13 protein-coding genes are annotated in these 17,712 nt (G+C 54.9%); 10 read left to right on the top strand and 3 right to left on the bottom strand.

All coding sequences use genetic code 11. The features are described from left to right. Positions 1 to 16 precede the first annotated feature (16 nt). From ACI1P1_RS17205 to ACI1P1_RS17190, 4 genes are all read left to right on the top strand, one after another. A complete protein-coding gene (locus ACI1P1_RS17205; protein ID WP_416217661.1) occupies positions 17 to 478 on the top strand; it encodes a DUF1801 domain-containing protein in 462 nt (153 codons plus the stop codon). A 1,204-nt stretch (positions 479 to 1,682) separates the two neighbouring features. Continuing rightward, positions 1,683 to 5,639: a bacterial Ig-like domain-containing protein gene (locus ACI1P1_RS17200; protein WP_416217660.1), complete on the top strand. Its 3,957-nt coding sequence runs from the start codon at positions 1,683 to 1,685 to the stop codon at positions 5,637 to 5,639. Positions 5,640 to 5,795: 156 nt separating this feature from the next. Then, positions 5,796 to 7,292 carry an FGGY-family carbohydrate kinase gene (locus ACI1P1_RS17195; RefSeq protein WP_416217659.1) on the top strand — a complete coding sequence of 499 codons (1,497 nt, stop codon included), beginning with the start codon at positions 5,796 to 5,798 and terminating at the stop codon, positions 7,290 to 7,292. 212 nt (positions 7,293 to 7,504) lie between these two features. Continuing rightward, positions 7,505 to 8,248: a class I SAM-dependent methyltransferase gene (locus ACI1P1_RS17190; protein WP_416217658.1), complete on the top strand. Its 744-nt coding sequence runs from the start codon at positions 7,505 to 7,507 to the stop codon at positions 8,246 to 8,248. Positions 8,249 to 8,664: 416 nt separating this feature from the next. On the opposite strand, the gene ACI1P1_RS17185 is transcribed toward ACI1P1_RS17190, so the two are convergent. Next, on the bottom strand, positions 8,665 to 9,528 hold the full coding sequence (locus ACI1P1_RS17185; protein WP_416217792.1) for a LysR family transcriptional regulator: 864 nt from the start codon (positions 9,526 to 9,528) through the stop codon (positions 8,665 to 8,667). Between the two features lie 178 nt (positions 9,529 to 9,706). Between ACI1P1_RS17185 and ACI1P1_RS17180 the strand changes: the two genes are divergently transcribed. Further along, on the top strand, positions 9,707 to 11,509 hold the full coding sequence (locus ACI1P1_RS17180; protein ID WP_416217657.1) for an ABC transporter ATP-binding protein: 1,803 nt from the start codon (positions 9,707 to 9,709) through the stop codon (positions 11,507 to 11,509). Then, positions 11,506 to 13,245 (top strand): ABC transporter ATP-binding protein, encoded by a 1,740-nt coding sequence (locus ACI1P1_RS17175; RefSeq protein WP_416217656.1) that lies wholly within the window; start codon positions 11,506 to 11,508, stop codon positions 13,243 to 13,245. Before ACI1P1_RS17180 ends, ACI1P1_RS17175 begins: the two co-directional genes overlap by 4 nt. Positions 13,246 to 13,335: 90 nt before the next feature. On the opposite strand, the gene ACI1P1_RS17170 is transcribed toward ACI1P1_RS17175, so the two are convergent. Both ACI1P1_RS17170 and ACI1P1_RS17165 read right to left on the bottom strand, forming a co-directional pair. Further along, positions 13,336 to 13,584 carry a hypothetical protein gene (locus ACI1P1_RS17170; protein WP_416217655.1) on the bottom strand — a complete coding sequence of 83 codons (249 nt, stop codon included), beginning with the start codon at positions 13,582 to 13,584 and terminating at the stop codon, positions 13,336 to 13,338. 238 nt (positions 13,585 to 13,822) lie between these two features. After that, the gene (locus ACI1P1_RS17165) at positions 13,823 to 14,791 is read right to left on the bottom strand and encodes an SMI1/KNR4 family protein (RefSeq protein WP_416217654.1); all 969 of its coding nucleotides are present in this window, start codon (positions 14,789 to 14,791) and stop codon (positions 13,823 to 13,825) included. 223 nt (positions 14,792 to 15,014) lie between these two features. On the opposite strand from ACI1P1_RS17165, the gene ACI1P1_RS17160 reads away from it, so the two are divergent. The 4 genes from ACI1P1_RS17160 to ACI1P1_RS17145 are packed head-to-tail and all read left to right on the top strand — an operon-like array spanning position 15,015 to position 17,706. Continuing rightward, entirely contained in the window at positions 15,015 to 15,701 is a 687-nt protein-coding gene (locus ACI1P1_RS17160) for a glycosyltransferase family 2 protein (RefSeq protein ID WP_416217653.1), read from the top strand. Between the two features lie 30 nt (positions 15,702 to 15,731). Next, positions 15,732 to 16,136 (top strand): DUF2304 domain-containing protein, encoded by a 405-nt coding sequence (locus ACI1P1_RS17155; protein WP_416217652.1) that lies wholly within the window; start codon positions 15,732 to 15,734, stop codon positions 16,134 to 16,136. Next, positions 16,127 to 16,489 carry an EamA family transporter gene (locus ACI1P1_RS17150; RefSeq protein WP_416217651.1) on the top strand — a complete coding sequence of 121 codons (363 nt, stop codon included), beginning with the start codon at positions 16,127 to 16,129 and terminating at the stop codon, positions 16,487 to 16,489. Before ACI1P1_RS17155 ends, ACI1P1_RS17150 begins: the two co-directional genes overlap by 10 nt. 5 nt (positions 16,490 to 16,494) lie before the next feature. Next, positions 16,495 to 17,706, top strand: a complete 1,212-nt coding sequence (locus ACI1P1_RS17145) for an ArnT family glycosyltransferase (RefSeq protein ID WP_416217650.1) — start codon at positions 16,495 to 16,497, stop codon at positions 17,704 to 17,706. The last annotated feature ends 6 nt before the right edge of the window (positions 17,707 to 17,712 follow it).

The following is a 17,712-nucleotide window of genomic DNA, read 5'->3' as shown; positions in this document are numbered from 1 at the left end:
GGGAGCTGTTTAAGTCTTGTACGAACTCAAAACCAAGGAAACAGACAACAGCGTCATCGAATTTATCGAGATGGTGGAGAATCCCCAAAAACGGGAGGATGCCTATATCCTATTGGATATTTTCGCCCATACCACGGGATACCCCGGTAAGCTTTGGGGGAACAGCATCATCGGTTTCGGCTCGTACCACTACAAGTACGCCTCCGGTCATGAGGGCGATGCGCCGCTGGTGGGCTTTTCCCCGAGGAAGGGGAAAACCAGCCTCTATTTTGCTGTGGGAGATACGAAGAGAGAGGCGCTGCTGCAGGAGCTTGGCAAACATACATCTGGCAAGGCGTGTGTGTACATCAACAAAGTGGCCGACATCCAGGTGGAGGTGTTGAAGGAGCTGATTGTTGCATCGGTCAATTTTCTGAAGGAAACGTATCCTGACGGTATTGGCGGCGCTGCTGCTGCGGTTAATGAGGCGGGGGAATAGAAGGAGGGGAGCGGCCTGGGCTGGGGCTGCTCTTTTTTTGCGTATTCAGGTAGTTCGGATAGCTGAGGATTGGTTGGTTTAAGGGTTAGGCCTGGTTATATGCGAAAAATCATATACAATTCTCGGAAAAGTCACGATGGAGCCGATTGTATTCGAAAATTCATATATAATTTATAGCTTGGCAGTGCTGCCGGGGAAATGTATATGAAATTTCATATAGAAGCGGCTAAATCTAGCAGGTTAGGGGGGGTTAGACTCGAAAAATCATTTACGTACCAGCACCCTTTCCGCCTTCAAAACCTCTGTGCGATTTTGATAGGCGCAGCAGAAATAAAAAGCAGATTTTCATAAGCAGGACAAAATTTTATAAAAAAGCATTTATATTCTCGAAAACTTGGTTTATAATGGTTCTGTTAACGTGAAACATATAACTACATGTTTTGTCGTATGATAGTGAAAACGTTAACATGGTTCGACAAGGAACCTGCTTGTCCGCTTTATCTCTACGAATTTCAACGAAGGAGACGTGAACATGAAAAAAAGAAAGCGCATTCTTCCGGCCCTATTAGCTTTTCTTCTGTTGCTGACCACAGCAGCACTTCCGGTTTATGCGGATACGGGGGACTCTTCTACTAGTGACTGGCAGTTTAAGGCGTTTGGAGGAGGTGTAAGTGAAGTTAAGAATCCTGCGCCAATACCTGATGATAATGGAGCAGGAACGGTAACCCTTAAAGCCTCGGATAAAGGCGGAAAAATTTCTTCCTCAGAAATAGGCGTTTCTTTTTATCACAAGGAGTTGCCTTCCGAAGGTAACTTTACGTTATCTGCAAAGGCAAAAGTAAATACTTATCGCTCAGACTCCAAAGATACAAACATAAAGCAGTCTTCATTTGGGGTATTGCTTGTTGATAACATTCAAGATGGAAAAAATAACAATTACATTGCTGTGGGTGATGATAATTTATCCATCATTCCTTTTTATGGTAAATATAATAGTGCTATTAGTTCCCCCAAAATTGAGCAAACTAAATTGTCTTTTGCCTCGGTTCAGCAGCCAAAAGTTGGAAGTTCCTATGAGTTTTCTATTCAAAAAAGTGGAAACGCATATAAACTTTCATTAAACGATCAAAGTACTACCATCTACCTAGACAACTTGTTTTCAGACACCCTGTTTGCCGGGTTGTACGTCGCCCGTGATGCAGAGGTGACCTTCAGTGATATCTCTCTTCAGGTGGAACAGCCTGCGCAAGGGCTGCAGGTATCCACGACCAAAACTCAGTATCTGCTTACTCAGCCCTTGGACCTGACTAGCCTTACGGTGACAGCCCAGGTTTACGGCACAGGTGAGGATAAGGTGCTTCAGCCGAAAGAATATTTGGTCACCGGCTATAACCCGAATCAGTTGGGTGATCAGACGGTTACGATCAGCTATAAGGGTGCCGAGACGCAATTTGATGTAAATGTGATGAAGCTTGATGTAGTGGATATGCGCATCAAATATCTTCCGGCCAAAACCGTGTATTATATCGGAGATGCCTTCGATAGTGCGGGCATGGAGGTAACGGGAGATTACAATAATCACACGACTGCCGAAATAACCAAGGACAAGTATACGTTGTCTATTACGGGCGCCACTGCAATCAGCGGAGCGACTGTAACGGATACGGTATATACCTTCCAGACTCCGGGTACACAAACAGTAACGGTAAGGTCTTTGGAAACACCAAGCAAAACTGCGGCATTCGACGTTTTGGTTAAATCCGATGTCCTTACCGGCTTGGAGATCGCCAAACAGCCTGCCAAAACCAGCTATTTCCTGAATGAAAGCTTGTCCCTGGACGGCATGATCCTATATGCCAACTATAACGATGGCAGCAAGGTCAGACTGATGGACGGGGAGTATCATGTAAGCGGACCGGATATGACGACAGCCGGAGCTTATTCTGTAGTGGTTTCCTTCCGGGGAATGGAAACGACGTTCCCAATTACGGTGAAGGCGAAGTCCGTAACTGGACTGGAGGTGCAATCCTATCCCAAAACCACTTATTTGGTTGGGGAAAGCTTTGACACTCTCGGTTTGAAGGTCGCTAAGGCATATGACAATGGGGATCGGGATACGTTGATCTTCGAACAAGATTATACGTTGGATATGACTGCTTTTGACAGCAGCAAACCCGGCACCTATGAACTGCCCATCACTCCAGTCGTTGAGGGGCCAGCACCTACTGTATTGAAGGTAGAGGTAAGGCAGCAGCAAGAGGCTGTTTGGAACAGTATCGTATTCGGTCAATCTACCTCCTCCAGCAAAAATACGGTTACAGTCGGCAGCGACGGTAAGGTTGAACTGGTTGCTTTGGAAGGAGCAGGTAAGGTTACCGGCGACCACGACGGTATCAGCTATTATTACACTGAATTGGATGCGGAAAAGGACAATTTTGAGCTCTCCGCTACGATTAATGTCAAAGCATTCGCCAAAACGCCTTACGACGGACAGGAGTCCTTCGGCATTATGGCCAGAGATGCCATCGGAACGGCCAAGGATTCCAGCGTATTCGCCTCCAATATTGCCGCCATCGGCGGTTTTAGCGGCGGTACGGGAAATCCCATCGGCACGCAGCTGTTTGTCCGCACGGGCGTAACCACGACCGACGGCGCAGGCAGCAAGGGTATTCAGAAAATCATGCTAAACAGCGCAAGACCGGGACCGGACAACACGCCTTATGTGCTGACCCTGGGCAAGAACAACAGCGGATTCTATGGAAAAATCGGCAACGGCGATAGCCAGATGTTCTTTGTGCCGGATATTCTGAAGGTGCAGGATTCCAAGATGTATGTGGGCTTTTATGCGGCACGTCTGGCTACCATCGAAGTGAGCAATATTAAGCTTCAGGTCACCTCGGCAGCAGCGGATGCCCCCAAGGTGGAGCCACCCCTTCAGCCGATTCAACCGTCCTTTGACATTATGTCCCTGAACAAGGTTTCCACGTCGGACTACAGCTTCCGGGTAATGGCCAATGTGAACGGCACCTTGACGCTGCGCAAGGGACAGGATGTAGTCAAACTGGATGAGCCTGTGCAGGCAGGCGTGCAAACCATTATCCCTGCCACGCTGGTTCAAGGGGATAACAACTTCAGCGTGACCTTCCTGCCGGATAATACACAGTACCTGACCTCGGAAAGCCCGGTTGTCAAGAACTTCACTGTTACGATGAAGTCCTTCGGCAGCGGCAGCGATCTGATCGTTACTCCGCTGGGAACCGCTCAAGGAACAGGCACCGCAGAGAGCCCGCTGGATTTGAATACGGCCATTGATTTTGTTCAACCAGGGCAGCGGATTGTCCTTCAAGAGGGCGTCTACAAACGCAGCGCTCCGCTGTACATTAACAAGTACAACGATGGAAATGCGGACGCTCCGAAATACTTGGTGGCGGCTCCGGGAACCCGTCCGGTTATCGACTTCGACAAAAAGTCGGAAGGGGTTATCTTGGGAGGCAGCTACTGGCATGTGAAGGGTATTGATTTCGTCCGTTCCGCTGACAATACCAAGGGCTTCACTGTTGGCGGCAGCCATAACATTGTAGAAGACAGCCGCTTTTATGAACATGGGGACACTGGTCTGCAAATCAGCCGTACTGACGGCTCCGAAAACCGTGCAGATTGGCCGTCCTATAACCTGATTTTGAACAGCACCTCTTTCGATAACCGTGATCCTTCTGAAAATAATGCCGACGGTTTTGCCGCCAAGCTGACGGTGGGCGAAGGAAATATCTTCCGGGGCTGTATTGCCCACAACAACATTGATGACGGCTGGGACTTGTACACCAAGGCCGGAACTGGCGCCATTGGGGCCGTGCTGATTGAAGACAGCATCGCTTACAACAATGGTACTCTGACCAACGGCCAAGTTGGCAGCGGCGACAAAAACGGCTTTAAGCTGGGCGGCGAAGGCATCCACGTGCCGCACATCATCCGCAACAGCTATGCCTTCGGCAACGGGGCATACGGCTTTACCAGCAACAGCAACCCGGGCATCATTGTTCGAAATAACATCGCTTTTGATAATGCGAGAGGCAACCTGAACTTGTCCACTTATACGGGAATTACTGCCGATTTCCAACTGGAGAGCTTTATCTCCTACCAGAAATCCTACACCGCGGCGGACACATATCCGTCCTCGTTGGCTTCTGACAGCAATTATCTGTTCAAGAGCGGCAAGTCCTCCAACAAATCGGGGGTAACCTTAACCGACAGCAACTTTAAGAGCCTGACGCCTGTAACTCCGACCCGTGATGCACAGGGGAAAATTGTACTTGGTGATTTCCTGAGCTTTGTGGCATCAAATCAGGAACCGTCAACACCGACACCGACGCCAACGCCAACGCCAACACCAACGCCGACGCCAACACCGACACCAACACCGACACCGACGCCGACGCCGAGTGACGATTCTGACTCTGATTCGGGTCCATCAGTACCGACGCCGACACCAACACCGTCTGCAACGGCAACACCCACTCCATCTGTTCCCGGCCCGACCCAACCGGCTGAAACCAAGCCTGTGCTGGAAGGTCCCAACGGTCTCGAGCTGACCAAGGAGTCTGTACCGTACCTGAGCGGCTACGAAGACGGATCGGTTCGTCCGGACAACCGGATTACCCGTGAGGAAGTATTGTCCCTGTTCTACGGTCTGCTGGTGAACAGCGACAAGGGTCAAACCACCGGATCAGCTTCCTTCAAGGATCTGTCCGCCTCCAACTGGTCTACCCCGGCTATTCAGTATTTCCTGCAAAAAGGGCTGGTCAACGGTTATGAGGATGGTACCTTCCGTCCTGCCGCTGCTATGACCCGGGCCGAACTGGTCGCTATTCTGGTGCAATTCCTGCCGAAGACTAGCGGTCAGGCAGCAACAAGCTTTAGCGATTCCGGCAGCCACTGGGCTAAGTCGGCCATTGAGCAAGCGGCAGCCGCAGGCTGGGTGAACGGCTACGAGGATGGCAGCTTCCGTCCCGACCAAAGCATCACCCGTGCGGAAACCGTTGTGCTGTTGAACCGGGCCTTGGGCCGCACTCCGAATCCGGAGCAATTGACAGGCAAAAAAGGCTTCTCCGACTTGGATTCCGGACACTGGGCATACTACCACCTGCTGGAGTCCTCCAAATAACACCTGTAACGCCGCTTCCGTTTCCGCGCTATGCGTGGAGACGGAGGCTTTTTTATTTTGGCAAATTGGTACGTACCAATAATTGTGTTTTGCCGGGGTTCACGATAGAATAAAAGCAAGAGAACGGTTGAATTCGAACATACGGGAGGAAGTCCGATGCTCCTTGGCATTGATTTGGGCACCACCAACAGCAAAGCCGGGTTATTCGCAAAAAACGGCAAGTCGGTAGCCATTGCAAGCCGGCCCACCGCCACCCATCAGAATGAACGGGGCGAATTCTATTATGACCCCGAGGAGATGTGGAAGCTGGTGTCCTCTGCCATCCGGGAAGTGACGCGCGGCGTAGACCCGGAGGAGATTAAAGCGGTAGGCATCACCAGCATGGCCGAAAGCGGACTGTTAATCGACAAAGAGACCGGAGCTCCTTTGTCTCCCTTTATGCCTTGGTTTGATACCTGCTCCAAGCCCCAAGCGGAGCTGATCCGCTCCCAATGCGATACCTATGAACGTTTTCAGGCCAGCGGCCTCCATCTAAGCTTCAAACTGGGCTTGTGCAAGCTGCTATGGCTGAAGGAGCATGTGCCGGAGGCTTTTACCCCCAATGCCCGCTGGCTGTCCGCCTCCGGTTATATCGCCTACCGGTTGTGCGGGGAGCTGGGTTTTGACTATTCGCTGGCGGCCCGCACCTACGCTTTTCGCATTGACGAAAAAACCTGGGATGAGCCATGGCTCCGGAGCTTCGGGATTGACCCGGCCATCTATCCGAACGTACTGCCCTCCGGCACAACCCTCGGCGGTGTGACTGCCCAGGCGGCTGCCTCCACCGGGCTCCGCCAGGGTATGCCGGTAGCCATCGCCGGGCATGACCATGTGGTTGCCGCACTGGCGGTGGGCGCCATCACCAAGGGTGTCATCTATGACTCTATGGGAACGGCAGAGACGCTGGTCGGCACCATGGAGGAGAAGCCCCTTGGCCGCAAGGAGTTTGAGTCCGGTCTGTCCTTCGGCTGCCACGTGGCCAAGGACCGTTATTTCTGGATGGGGGGCAATTCCTCCTCCGGCGGTTCGGTGGAATGGCTGCGCACCCTGTTAAGCGAGGAGCAGCTGTCCTATGAGCGGCTGCTGGCGCTTTTGGAGGAAACAGACCCTGGGCCAACCGGCATCCTGTATTTCCCTTATCTCACCGGCAGCGGAGCGCCTGCCCCGGAGACCCGAGCCAAGGCTGCGTTTATCGGGCTGAACAAGGAGCATGGGCAAGGGGACATCATCAAGGCTGTGCTGGAGGGCACCGCTTACCAGCTGGAGGCCATCCGCCAGTCGGCGGAGGAGATTGCAGGCAGTCCTATTGAGCGGCTGCAGGTGGTCGGGGGAGGCACCCGGAACAAACATTGGCTGCAGGTGAAGGCGGATGTGTCCGACTTCACTCTGGAGCTGCCGCCTATCCCGGAGGCGACTCTTCTGGGAGCCGCTATGGCCGCAGGCATCGGTGCCGGAGTGTACGAAAGCGCGGAAACAGCGGCAAACGCTATCGACAAGAACGGCACGGGGAAGGTTACGGCAGACCCTGGCCGCCACCAAGCCTACCAAAAGCTCTACAACAACGGTTATGCGGCCCTGCAGGAGCCCTTGCGCCGATATTACCTGCAGCAATAACGAATTTTTGATGAAAATAGAGACGGTCTTTCCTCTCCAGGAGGAATGGCCGTTTTTGTGCATTCGGCGGTGTTCGCTTGCCGTTCCCCCGGGATTATGGTATTCTCTTAGGGTTAAATCCAAAATTAACCAATTATTGAATACCCGCAAAAACAGGTATACTGATGATGAGGATAAATTTGGGCAAGGCTTAAAAGAAGGAGTGACCAGCTATGAGCTTTTATGAAACACTAAGCCGTTATTATGACGATATTTTCCCATACTCCCCGGATCAACACCGGTTTGTGGAGCAATATATGCCTGCCCAGGGGCGGATTCTAGATGTGGCCGCAGGAACGGGCAATCTTGCCGCGGCGCTTGCCGATTCCGGCTATGTGGTGACAGCTCTCGATGTAGACCCGTCCATGGTGGAGCGGATCCGGGTGAAGCAGCAGACGGGCAAGTCGCCGGCTTTTGATACCCTGTTGATGGATATGAGAGGACTGGACCGTCTTCCGGCGGAACACTACCATGCGGTGCTGTGCGTAGGGAACTCCTTGGTCCACTTGAATGATCTGACGGAAATCGCCGACTCGGTGATTCAGATGTACGACCGGCTGGTGCCGGGGGGCACGCTGATTCTGCAGAACGTCAATTATGACCGCATCCTGCGGGACAGGGTGAAGGAGCTGCCGGTAATTGAGCGCAGCCTGGCCGAGGGGACGCTCACCTTCAGGCGTTTCTACGAGCTGGAGGAGGACGGGATTCAGTTCCAGGGGCGGCTCACTCTGGAGATGGAAGGTGCACAGGAGGTATATGAAAACAGTGTGCGTCTTCTGCCGATGCAAAGCGAGGAGCTGCTGCATATCGCCGAGCAGTATGGGCTGCCTGTGCCGGAGCTTTACGGGGGGTACAAGCAGGAGCCGTACCAGACGGGCTCCACCGCGCTGGTGGCGGTGTTTCGGAAGCCCGAGTAACTTGGCAGAGTAGAGAGAGTGAGTATACGAGCAGCCTGCCCGAAGCGGATCGGGGAGCTGCTCTTTTTGTGTGTAGATGGGCGGGGAAGACTTCTGCTGCCGGATAAGCAGCGTGCTTCGTTTGAAATAGCCGGAGTTCCGCCGCCAACGGACACAGAAGCCGCTATTGGGCGAAAAATCGGCTTTTTCGGGTGAACGCGGACTGTAGAGCCGCTAATGGGCGGCGAAAGGGCGTTTCGGCGGCAGTACCGGCAAATAATGAATCGTCAGTCCGTAAGGTTGGAAAAAGAGCAGGTTTTTGCGAAATAGCGGAACGTCGGTCCGTAAGCGTACCACGTGAAGGGGGTGTTCGTACACTATCCCTTCAGCTCAGGAAATGGAGGAAATTCCTCCCCATGGGGAAGACTTAGAAGACCCTAATGAAACAGCTCCAAAAACCGCTCCGCCGGGGAGGACAGGTACTTGTCCTTGTTCCAGATGGCGGCTACGCTGGTGGTCAGCTCCTTGCAGCGGATTTCCTTGTGGAGCAGATTCCGGTTGCTGCCCAGTCCAAAGGCTGAACGGGGCACGATGCCGATGCCCAGCCCCTCATTCGCCCACTGGAGAGTGGTGCGGGCGTCGTCGTTGCGGCAGAAGAAGGCGGGTTCGAAGCCGTGGGACAAGCAGCTTTCGCGGATGAGGGACTCGAAACGGTGGTAAATGATCAGCGGCTTCTCCGCCAGCTCCTCCATCTCCGCATGGCCGCAGCCGGGACTCCAGTCCAGGTCCGCTGTCATAACGGCGATCATCGGCTCGGGGGACGCATACTTGCAGCCCAAATTCCCGGGGTTAAAGGGAGTGCGGACGATGCCCACCTCCACCAGTCCCTTGCCCAGCATCTCGATGATGCTGAAGGTGTTGCCTTCGCGGATTTCGAAGCTTACCCCGGGGTACAGCCGGTGAAACTCGGATAACCCCCGCTTCAGCAGCGCCTCACCCGAGGAGGAGACGGTTCCGATGGTCAGGGTTCCGTTCATGCCTTTGGCCAAATCCCGGATTTCCCGGGCGGCAGCGTCGGTCAGGTCCAGAATTTCCTGGGCCCGGTTGCGCAGGATGGCTCCTGCATCCGTAAGTTGAAGGCTGCGGGGTCCCCGGTCCACCAGGCGGGCCCCCAGCTCCTCCTCCAGCTGCTTCAGCTGCTGGCTTAGCGGAGGCTGTGCCATACGCAGCTTCCGGGCGGCGGAGGAAATTTGCCCTTCCTCAGCGATAGTCAAAAAATATCGGAGCTGGCGGATATCCATGATAGCCTCCTCTTGAACCGTAAGTAATGTTGTTTTCATTATAGCCTCTCCTTATATACGATAAAAGTATGGCGGGCATATAAAACAAATATTTTTCATATATCACCATCTATGGGATAATGCAAAAGCAGGCGGAATGCCTCAGACTACAGAATTTGACGTTAGGTGTGATGCAAACATGTTTAAGCTCGTGGGCTTCCTCAAGCCCTTTCGGAAAGAAACAATCGCAGGCCCGTTTTTTAAGCTGCTGGAGGCGATTCTGGAGCTGCTCCTGCCTACAGTGGTGGCTCTTATCGTCAACAACGGCATTGGCCGGGGCGACAAAACCTATGTGCTGCAAATGGGCCTTTTAATGATCGGCATGGCCATTCTGGGCTACGGCTGCTCGCTGGTCTGCCAGCATTATGCGGCACGGGCCTCCCAAGGCTTCGGCACGAATCTGCGCAACGCCCTGTTTAAGCATATTTCCTCCTTGTCCTATACGGAGCTGGACCGGTTCGGGACACCGTCCCTCATCAACCGGCTGACCAGCGACGTGAACCAGCTGCAGCTGGCAGTGGCCATGCTCATCCGGCTGGTGATCCGCGCACCGTTTATCTGTGTCGGGGCCATCATCATGGCGATGATTCTGGATCTGAAGCTGTCGCTGATTCTGCTGGTGGCGGCGCCGATTATCGGAGTGATTCTTTATTTCATTATCAGCCGGACGGCTCCCCTGTACCGCCGGTACCAGGGCAAGCTGGACCGTATGGGCTCGGTTCTGAGCGAAAATTTGACGGGGGTCCGGGTTATCCGCGCCTTCGCCAAGGGCAGAGCGGAGCAGAAGCGGTTTAAGGAAACCTCGGAGGATCTTACCGGTACAGCCATTCATGTGGGGCGGATCGCCGCTTTGCTGAACCCCGCCACCTCCCTGGTGGTCAACGGGGCCATTATCCTGATCCTCTGGGCAGGAGGCCTCCATATCGACAGCGGCTCCTTGTCCCAAGGGGAGATTATCGCCTTCATTAACTATGTCACCCAAATCCTGCTGGCTCTGATTGTAGTATCCAATCTGGTTATTATTTTCACCAAAGCCGCCTCCTCCGGAGCACGGGTCAGCGAGGTGCTGGCCACCGAGCCCTCCATCGCCGATGGAAAAAGGATAGCCGGAGCGCCTGCCAGGGTTGAGTCTTCCAAGGGAACCTCCACTCTGCCCGCTGACGGGGCACAGTCAAGTGTCACCCCAGTCTCCAACCAACCGGCCATTGCCTTCGAGTCCGTCTCCTTCGGCTACAGCGCCACAGGCGAATTGGCCCTGGACGACATCTCCCTCTCCATCGCCAAAGGGGAGACCATCGGGATTATCGGCGGCACCGGCTCCGGCAAGTCCACTCTGGTGAACCTGATCCCGCGGTTCTATGATGCGGTGAAGGGGAGTATAAGGGTGAACGGCATCGATGTAAAGGATTACCAACTGCAGGAGCTGCGCCGCCTCATCGGTGTGGTCCCCCAAAAGGCCATGCTGTTTACCGGAACCGTAGCGGAGAATATCCGCTGGGGCAATCCGGGCGCAACAGCGGAGGAGGTAGCCGAGGCGGCCCAAACCGCACAAGCGGCGGAGTTTATCACCAAGCTGCCGGAGGGCTATAACACCGTGCTGGTGCGCGGGGGACTTAATCTCTCCGGCGGCCAGAAGCAGCGCCTGACCATCGCCCGGGCTCTGGCGTCCAAGCCGGAGATTCTGATTCTGGATGACTCCGCCAGCGCGTTGGACTATGCCACCGATGCCGCTCTGCGCAAGGGCCTCCGGGAAACCGCCGGGGACAAAACCCTGCTGATCGTATCCCAGCGCGTCAGCTCGGTCCGTCACGCAGACCGCATTCTGGTGCTGGATGACGGCAAAATCGCCGGTTTGGGCACCCATGAGGAGCTGCTGGAAACCTGCCAGGTGTATCAAGAGGTTTGCCAATCCCAGCTCTCCGGAGAGGAGGCCGTATCATGACCACAAGACAAATTTGGACCCGGCTGCTGTCCTATGTAGGCCGTTACCGTTCCATCCTGTATTGGTCGGCTGTTTGCGCCATACTGAGTGTAGCCTCCAGCCTGGCCGGACCTTATTATATCGGTAAAGCCGTAGATGCCATGGCCGGAGCGGGGAAGGTGGATTTTCCCGCCGTGTTCCGCATCCTGGTGATCCTGGGCGTGATCTACGGGACGGGCAGTCTCTTCGGCTGGCTTCTGGCCTATCTGATGAACCGGGCGTCTTACAGAACTGTAGACTCCCTCCGCCAGGATCTGTTCGCCCATATCGGCAAGCTGCCCCTTTCCTTCCATGACAACCATCCCCACGGGGACAGCATCAGCCGGTTTATCAACGATATGGATATGATCTCCGACGGGCTGCAGCAGGGTTTTTCCTCCCTGCTCACCGGCATTGTCACCATCGTCGGCTCCATTGTGCTGATGCTCTACATCAGCCCGCTGATGACCCTGATTGTGCTGTTGTCCGCGCCCGCTGCCTATTATGCCGCCCGTTATGTCACCACCCGGTCCCAGAAGCTGTTCCGGGAGCAGGCCAAAACCCTGGGTGAGCTGAACGGCTATGTGGAGGAAATGGTAGGCGGCCAGAAGATCGTCCAGGCCTTCCATTACGAAGAGCAGGCTATGGGGCAGTTTCAGGAAAAGAACAACCGTCTGTACGAAGCTGGTGTGAAGTCCCAGTTCCTGGGCTCCCTGGCCAACCCCACCACACGGCTGGTGAACAATGTGACCTTCTCTGTCATCGCCATGGTGGGTGGCGTAGCCACCATAATGAACCAGATTACCGTGGGCGGGTTGTCCAGCTTTTTGATCTACGCCAACCTGTTTGCCAAACCCTTTAATGAAATCACCGGTGTGCTCACACAGCTGCAATCAGCTACTGCCTCCGCCCAACGTATCTTCACCATTATGGATATGCCTCCGGAAAAGCCGGAGCCTGCAGATGCCGTAACGGTGGAGCCTGCTCAAGGGACAGTGGAGTTCAAGCATGTGGCCTTTGCTTACAACCCGGTCCGCCCGCTGATTTCCGATTTCAGCCTGACCGTTGAACCGGGTACCCGAGTCGCCATTGTAGGCCAAACCGGAGCGGGGAAAACCACTCTCGTCAATCTCCTGATGCGGTTTTATGATGTGGACCGGGGAGAAATCTCCCTGAATGGTGTGAATATCAAGCACATGACCCGGGACAGCCTGCGCCGTTCCTTCGGCATGGTGCTGCAGGACACTTGGCTGTTCGGCGGCACCATTCGCGACAATATCGCCTACGGCAAACCGGACGCCACCGATGCCGAGGTGGAGGCAGCGGCCCGGGCGGCCAATGCCCACAGCTTCATCCGCCGCCTGCCCGACGGCTACAGCACCGTCATCAGCGGTACCGGAGACAGCCTGTCCCAGGGCCAGAAGCAGCTCTTGACTATTGCCCGGGTAATGCTGGTGGACCCGCCTATGCTGATTCTGGACGAAGCCACCAGCAGCATCGATACCCGTACGGAGCTGCGTATCCAGGAGGCCTTCCTGCGGATGATCGCCGGCCGCACCAGCTTCGTCATCGCCCACCGGCTGTCCACCATCCGGGAAGCGCACCTGATCCTCTATATGCAGAACGGCGACATCGTGGAGGCAGGCAGCCATGATGAGCTGCTGGCCCAGGGAGGTGCTTACCGCCGTCTGTACGAAAGCCAATTCGCGGCGGGGTAATCCCCTGCAATCAGAAGAAATCCCGGAGCTTATGGAAAGCGTCCGGGATTTCTTTATGAAAAGACTATTATGCGGATGAGAGCCGGTTGATTAATCTTCCCAGGATACCTCACAGCCTGAGGTTTGCAGATTACAGTATTGTTCGATTTCTTCTATAATCTGATCAGCCTCTTCCTCGGATGACGCATTATAGACCATGGTACTCTTGATGCCGGTGCCCTTCAGCGCCTCGGCATGACGGAAGCCCACCGCATCCACGCTTATTTCCGTCAGCTGCGGACACCTGGCAACCAGCTGCATATCGCTTATGGGATAGTTAAGCTCCTGCAGCTTGCTCATACCGCAAAAGACCTCCACTGCGTTTTCATCGTGTGCTTTCCGATCTGTTTTGAATCGCTTCAGCTTTTTCAAATTCCGCAGAAATTCCAGGTCTGGTATATCGAGGCCAGCCAGCTTCAATACCGACAGCTTGGTAAGTGCGGAGAGGCAGGATAAATCAACGTTTTCCAATTTGTCTACACTTAGCTCATTCAATTGGGTCAATGTGGCCAGTGAGGTCCAATCCAACAGGGGCATGTTATGGAGACTGAGTATCCGCAGTGCTTTCAGCTTCCCGACTGGTCAGGGTGAGCTGCTTGATCGTCCCTGGTTCGGCTAAGAGGTTTAGATCCGCCTCGGCAAAGGCAGCACTCCCGATCACCAGCTTCGCCAAGGAGGGGATCTCCCGCAGAGGTCCGAAGCTCGTGATATTATTCGCGTGAATAATCAGCTCCTTCAGATTCACCATGTGCTTCAGCAGATCAAGGGGCACCTTATCGAACTTTTCCGAAGCGTCTCTTTTGATAAAAACCATCTTCATACTGGCCAGTATCTGGAGCGGAACCTTCCCGTCTGTCAGGTCATGCCGGAAGAAGTCCGCCCAAAATCCGTCAACCTCAATGCCATCGGCGCTTGCTGCCGTTCCGGTCAGGGCCAGAACATCATCCAGCAGATGCCCTTCCTTCCAAAGGAGCACAGCTATATCCTCATCCTCCTCCTGAGAGATGGAGAGATCACCGCTTAACAGTCCTTTTTCAATAAAAGCCAAAAACTCACTCAGACTCCCGGCAATCACATAGGAGATATCCGAATCATGGTCGATGGTGATAATCTGCCCATAGCTTCCTTCCGGGCCCGGGGCCAGGTCCATCACAAGAAAGGAGCCTCCTCCGTCATCCCCGAAGGGAATCCAGCCCTTTTGACAAGCGCCTTCCCTGATTTCACCGGGTTTATTGGATACTATGGAATAAGCCGCCTGCTGCAGTGCTTTCCACTCTCCCAATACGGCTTCAAGCTTCATGAATCCAAATCCCGCCAAAAAGCCGCTGAGGCCTTCGCCTTCCCCGTTGTGACTGCGGTAAAGCAGCCGGAATTCTTCGGGCAGCGTGATGCCGGTTGCCCTCTCCAGCTGATCCAGCTCGCTTTCCTCCACCCCCGGGTTAAAAAGCGCTTCGTTATCCGGGATACGTTCCTTCAAACTGCTAACCAATCGTGTAAAGGCTTCCATTATGCTCCTCCAGCCTCTGCTTCATTGGATAAAAATCTATTTCCTGCTAACAATTGCTGTATTGATTATCCCTCCGATGACCGTCATTGTCCAACAATATATGGACGGCGGTCAGCCGGGTTTGGCAGGCCGGTTGGAAATCGCCGGCGAAATTCGTTAAGATAGGGGAAGTAAAAAAGGAAAGGGCTGGAATGATGATGAGGCTTAAGGGGCGTCGACCGGGATGAAAAGGGTACTGGTGATTATTCCGGCATTCAATGAAGAAGCAGCCATTCTCGATACAGCAGCCAGGGTCCGGGCCACAGGCCGGGCGGATTGCCTGGTAGTGAACGACGGGTCCACAGACCGGACGGAGGAGCTTCTGGCCGCTCACGGCATTCCCCATGTGCGGCTCCCGGTTAATCTGGGCATCGGCGGAGCGGTGCAGACCGGCTACCGGTATGCAGTCGATAAGGGATATGATTATGCCGTCCAGTTAGACGGGGACGGGCAGCATAACCCTGAGGATCTGGACAGGCTGGTCAGGGCCATGGAGGATGGCGGAGCGGACATGGTGATCGGCTCCCGTTTTGTGGAGGACAGCGGCTACCGGGGCAGCCGGGCAAGGCGGTTGGGCATCCGCTACTTTTCCATGCTGATCCGGCTATTGACCGGTTTGTCGGTCACCGATCCCACCTCCGGCTACCGGATTGTGAACCGGCGGCTTATGGAGCGTTTTGCCGTGCGGTATCCCGGCGACTATCCCGAGGTGGAGGTGCTGGTGGATATGGCCCGTGCGGGTTACCGGGTAAAGGAGCTCAGTGTGCGGATGAATTCCCGGCAGGGGGGCGTCTCCTCCATTACCCCCGTCAAGTCCATTTATTACATGACCAAGGTGACGGTCTTTTCCCTGCTGCGGCGGGTGGCATAAACCAATCCAACGGGAAGGAGCTGAGGGTGGATGGACCGGATTCAGGTGATATCGATCGGTGTGGCGCTGCTGTTTTTTGTCCAGGTGCTCTGGGTGGTGCGGCGCCAGCGCTTTCGGGAGCGGCAGGCCTTCGTATGGCTGATGCTGGCAGCCTCGGCCGTGGTGACGGCGGCGGTGATTCCGCTGTTGAACCAGGCTGCAGCCAGGCTGGGCATCGCGTATATGCCCGCGCTGATTTTTATGCTGGCCTTCTATGTGGTGATGAGCCTGCTGATGCTCCATGCCGCCCAGTCCTCCCGGGAGGAGGAGCGGCTGAAGGTCCTGACCCAGGAGCTGGGGCTGCTCCGCAAGGAGCTGGAGGATGTGAAATCCCAGCTGGCAACGGGACAGGCAGCATGTTCGAATGAAGATACGGAGGAACCATCATGGCACTGATCAATGTGGTGCTGATCCTGATTAATACAGTGATTTTGGTCAGCGGGCAGTTTCTGTGGAAAATGGGAATGCAGCAGAACCCGGACAGCTTCGGGTCCCTCATGGGCATTCTCCGGCTGTTCCTGTCCCCCTATGTGCTGACCGGGCTGGTTATGTACGGAGCGGCTACGCTGCTGTGGTTTTTTATTCTGTCCCGGGTGCCCTTGAGTTTGGCTTACCCGCTGCAGAGTGTGGCGTATATTCTCGCCGTGTTCGGCGCTTATTTTATTTTTCATGAGCCATTATCGGCGGCCAAAATCGGCGGATGTCTGCTAATCCTGGCGGGCGTGGCCCTGATTGGCTGGAAGGGGTAGAGAAATTGAATACCAAAAGATGGCTGGCCGTGCTGCTGCTGGGGGCATTCGTACTGAAATGCCTGCTGGTTTTGCTCCACGGCAGTTATTACGATTACGGCTCCGATGACCGGGGCTATTTGGAATCCGCGCGCATTCTGGCGGAGGAAGGCAAATTTACCTATAATGACCCGGACCGGCCCACCTTCTTCATTACACCGGCGCTGCCGGGGGTTTTGGCTGTGGTGTATAAGCTGACGGGAAGTCTTGCGGCAACCGCCCAGGGCTTCCGCATTCTTCAGGCGGCTATGGTGGCCGGGGCGCTGGGACTTCTGTATGTGTGCGCCCGGCGCATCTTTAATGAGCGGACGGCCTTGTGGACGGTGGGTATAAGCTCCTTTTATCCGCCGCTGTGGCTGATGTCCTTGTTTGTGTTTACGGAGTCCATGTTCCTGCTGGCCTTGATGCTCCTGTTGTATACGGCACTGCGGGCGATGGAGCGCCCCACCTCGGGCTGGGCGGTGGCCTTTGGCCTGATTTGGGCGGCGGCGGTGTATGTAAGGCCCACCATTGCCCTCTGGCCGGGACTGATCTTCCTGTATTATATCTACGGGGCCAAGCTGCCCTGGAAAAAGCTGATCCGCTGCGGGCTCATTACGTCGGCGGTGTTCGTCCTGTGCCTGACACCCTGGTGGGTGCGCAATTATGAGGCGTCGGGGGGCCATTTTATCCCTTTGACCAAAGCGGGGGGCAATCCTCTATTATTGGGGACGTATCCCTTTACCGTGCCGGCGCTGTTCATGGAGGAGCAAAAAACCTGGCACACCACCAATGACCAGTGGGTGAACGATGAGCAGGATACCGCCAGGGCCAAGGAGCGGATCAAGGAGGGCTTTACCACCAAACCCCTCTTGTACACCGCCTGGTATACCGTAGGCAAGTTCGCCCTGTTCTGGGGGGATGTGTTCTATTGGATGGCGCTGCCCGGTGTCCCCTTAATCGCCGCGGTGGTTTACCATTATCTGCTGCTGGCCGCAGGCATTGCCGGTCTTCGCAAGTGGTGGCGGCTTCCCGGAGCGCAGCTGATTCTGCTGCTGTTCGGGTACATGTCCCTGCTGCATATGCTCTACCTGGCCCATTCCCGCTACTCGGCACCGCTTATGCCCTTGGTGGCTATGTTTGCAGCGGCTTACATAACGGACAGACTGGAGAAGAAGCGGGGTGCTGTGCCGCAATGAAACGAC

The organism is Paenibacillus mesotrionivorans, assembly GCF_046098205.1.
Taxonomy (GTDB): Bacteria; Bacillota; Bacilli; order Paenibacillales; family NBRC-103111; genus Paenibacillus_AR; species Paenibacillus_AR mesotrionivorans.
Note: the sequence above shows the minus strand (reverse complement) of the source record. Positions and strands in the feature narration are given on the sequence as shown.

Coding starts and splice junctions, on each gene's coding strand:
- ACI1P1_RS17180 (WP_416217657.1), top strand. CDS start 9,707: ATGTTTAAGCTCGTGGGCTTCCTCAAGCCCTTTCGGAAAGAAACAATC.
- ACI1P1_RS17190 (WP_416217658.1), top strand. CDS start 7,505: ATGAGCTTTTATGAAACACTAAGCCGTTATTATGACGATATTTTCCCA.
- ACI1P1_RS17165 (WP_416217654.1), bottom strand. CDS start 14,791: ATGGAAGCCTTTACACGATTGGTTAGCAGTTTGAAGGAACGTATCCCG.
- ACI1P1_RS17150 (WP_416217651.1), top strand. CDS start 16,127: ATGGCACTGATCAATGTGGTGCTGATCCTGATTAATACAGTGATTTTG.
- ACI1P1_RS17170 (WP_416217655.1), bottom strand. CDS start 13,584: ATGAGCAAGCTGCAGGAGCTTAACTATCCCATAAGCGATATGCAGCTG.
- ACI1P1_RS17195 (WP_416217659.1), top strand. CDS start 5,796: ATGCTCCTTGGCATTGATTTGGGCACCACCAACAGCAAAGCCGGGTTA.
- ACI1P1_RS17155 (WP_416217652.1), top strand. CDS start 15,732: ATGGACCGGATTCAGGTGATATCGATCGGTGTGGCGCTGCTGTTTTTT.
- ACI1P1_RS17185 (WP_416217792.1), bottom strand. CDS start 9,528: ATGGATATCCGCCAGCTCCGATATTTTTTGACTATCGCTGAGGAAGGG.
- ACI1P1_RS17160 (WP_416217653.1), top strand. CDS start 15,015: ATGAAAAGGGTACTGGTGATTATTCCGGCATTCAATGAAGAAGCAGCC.
- ACI1P1_RS17175 (WP_416217656.1), top strand. CDS start 11,506: ATGACCACAAGACAAATTTGGACCCGGCTGCTGTCCTATGTAGGCCGT.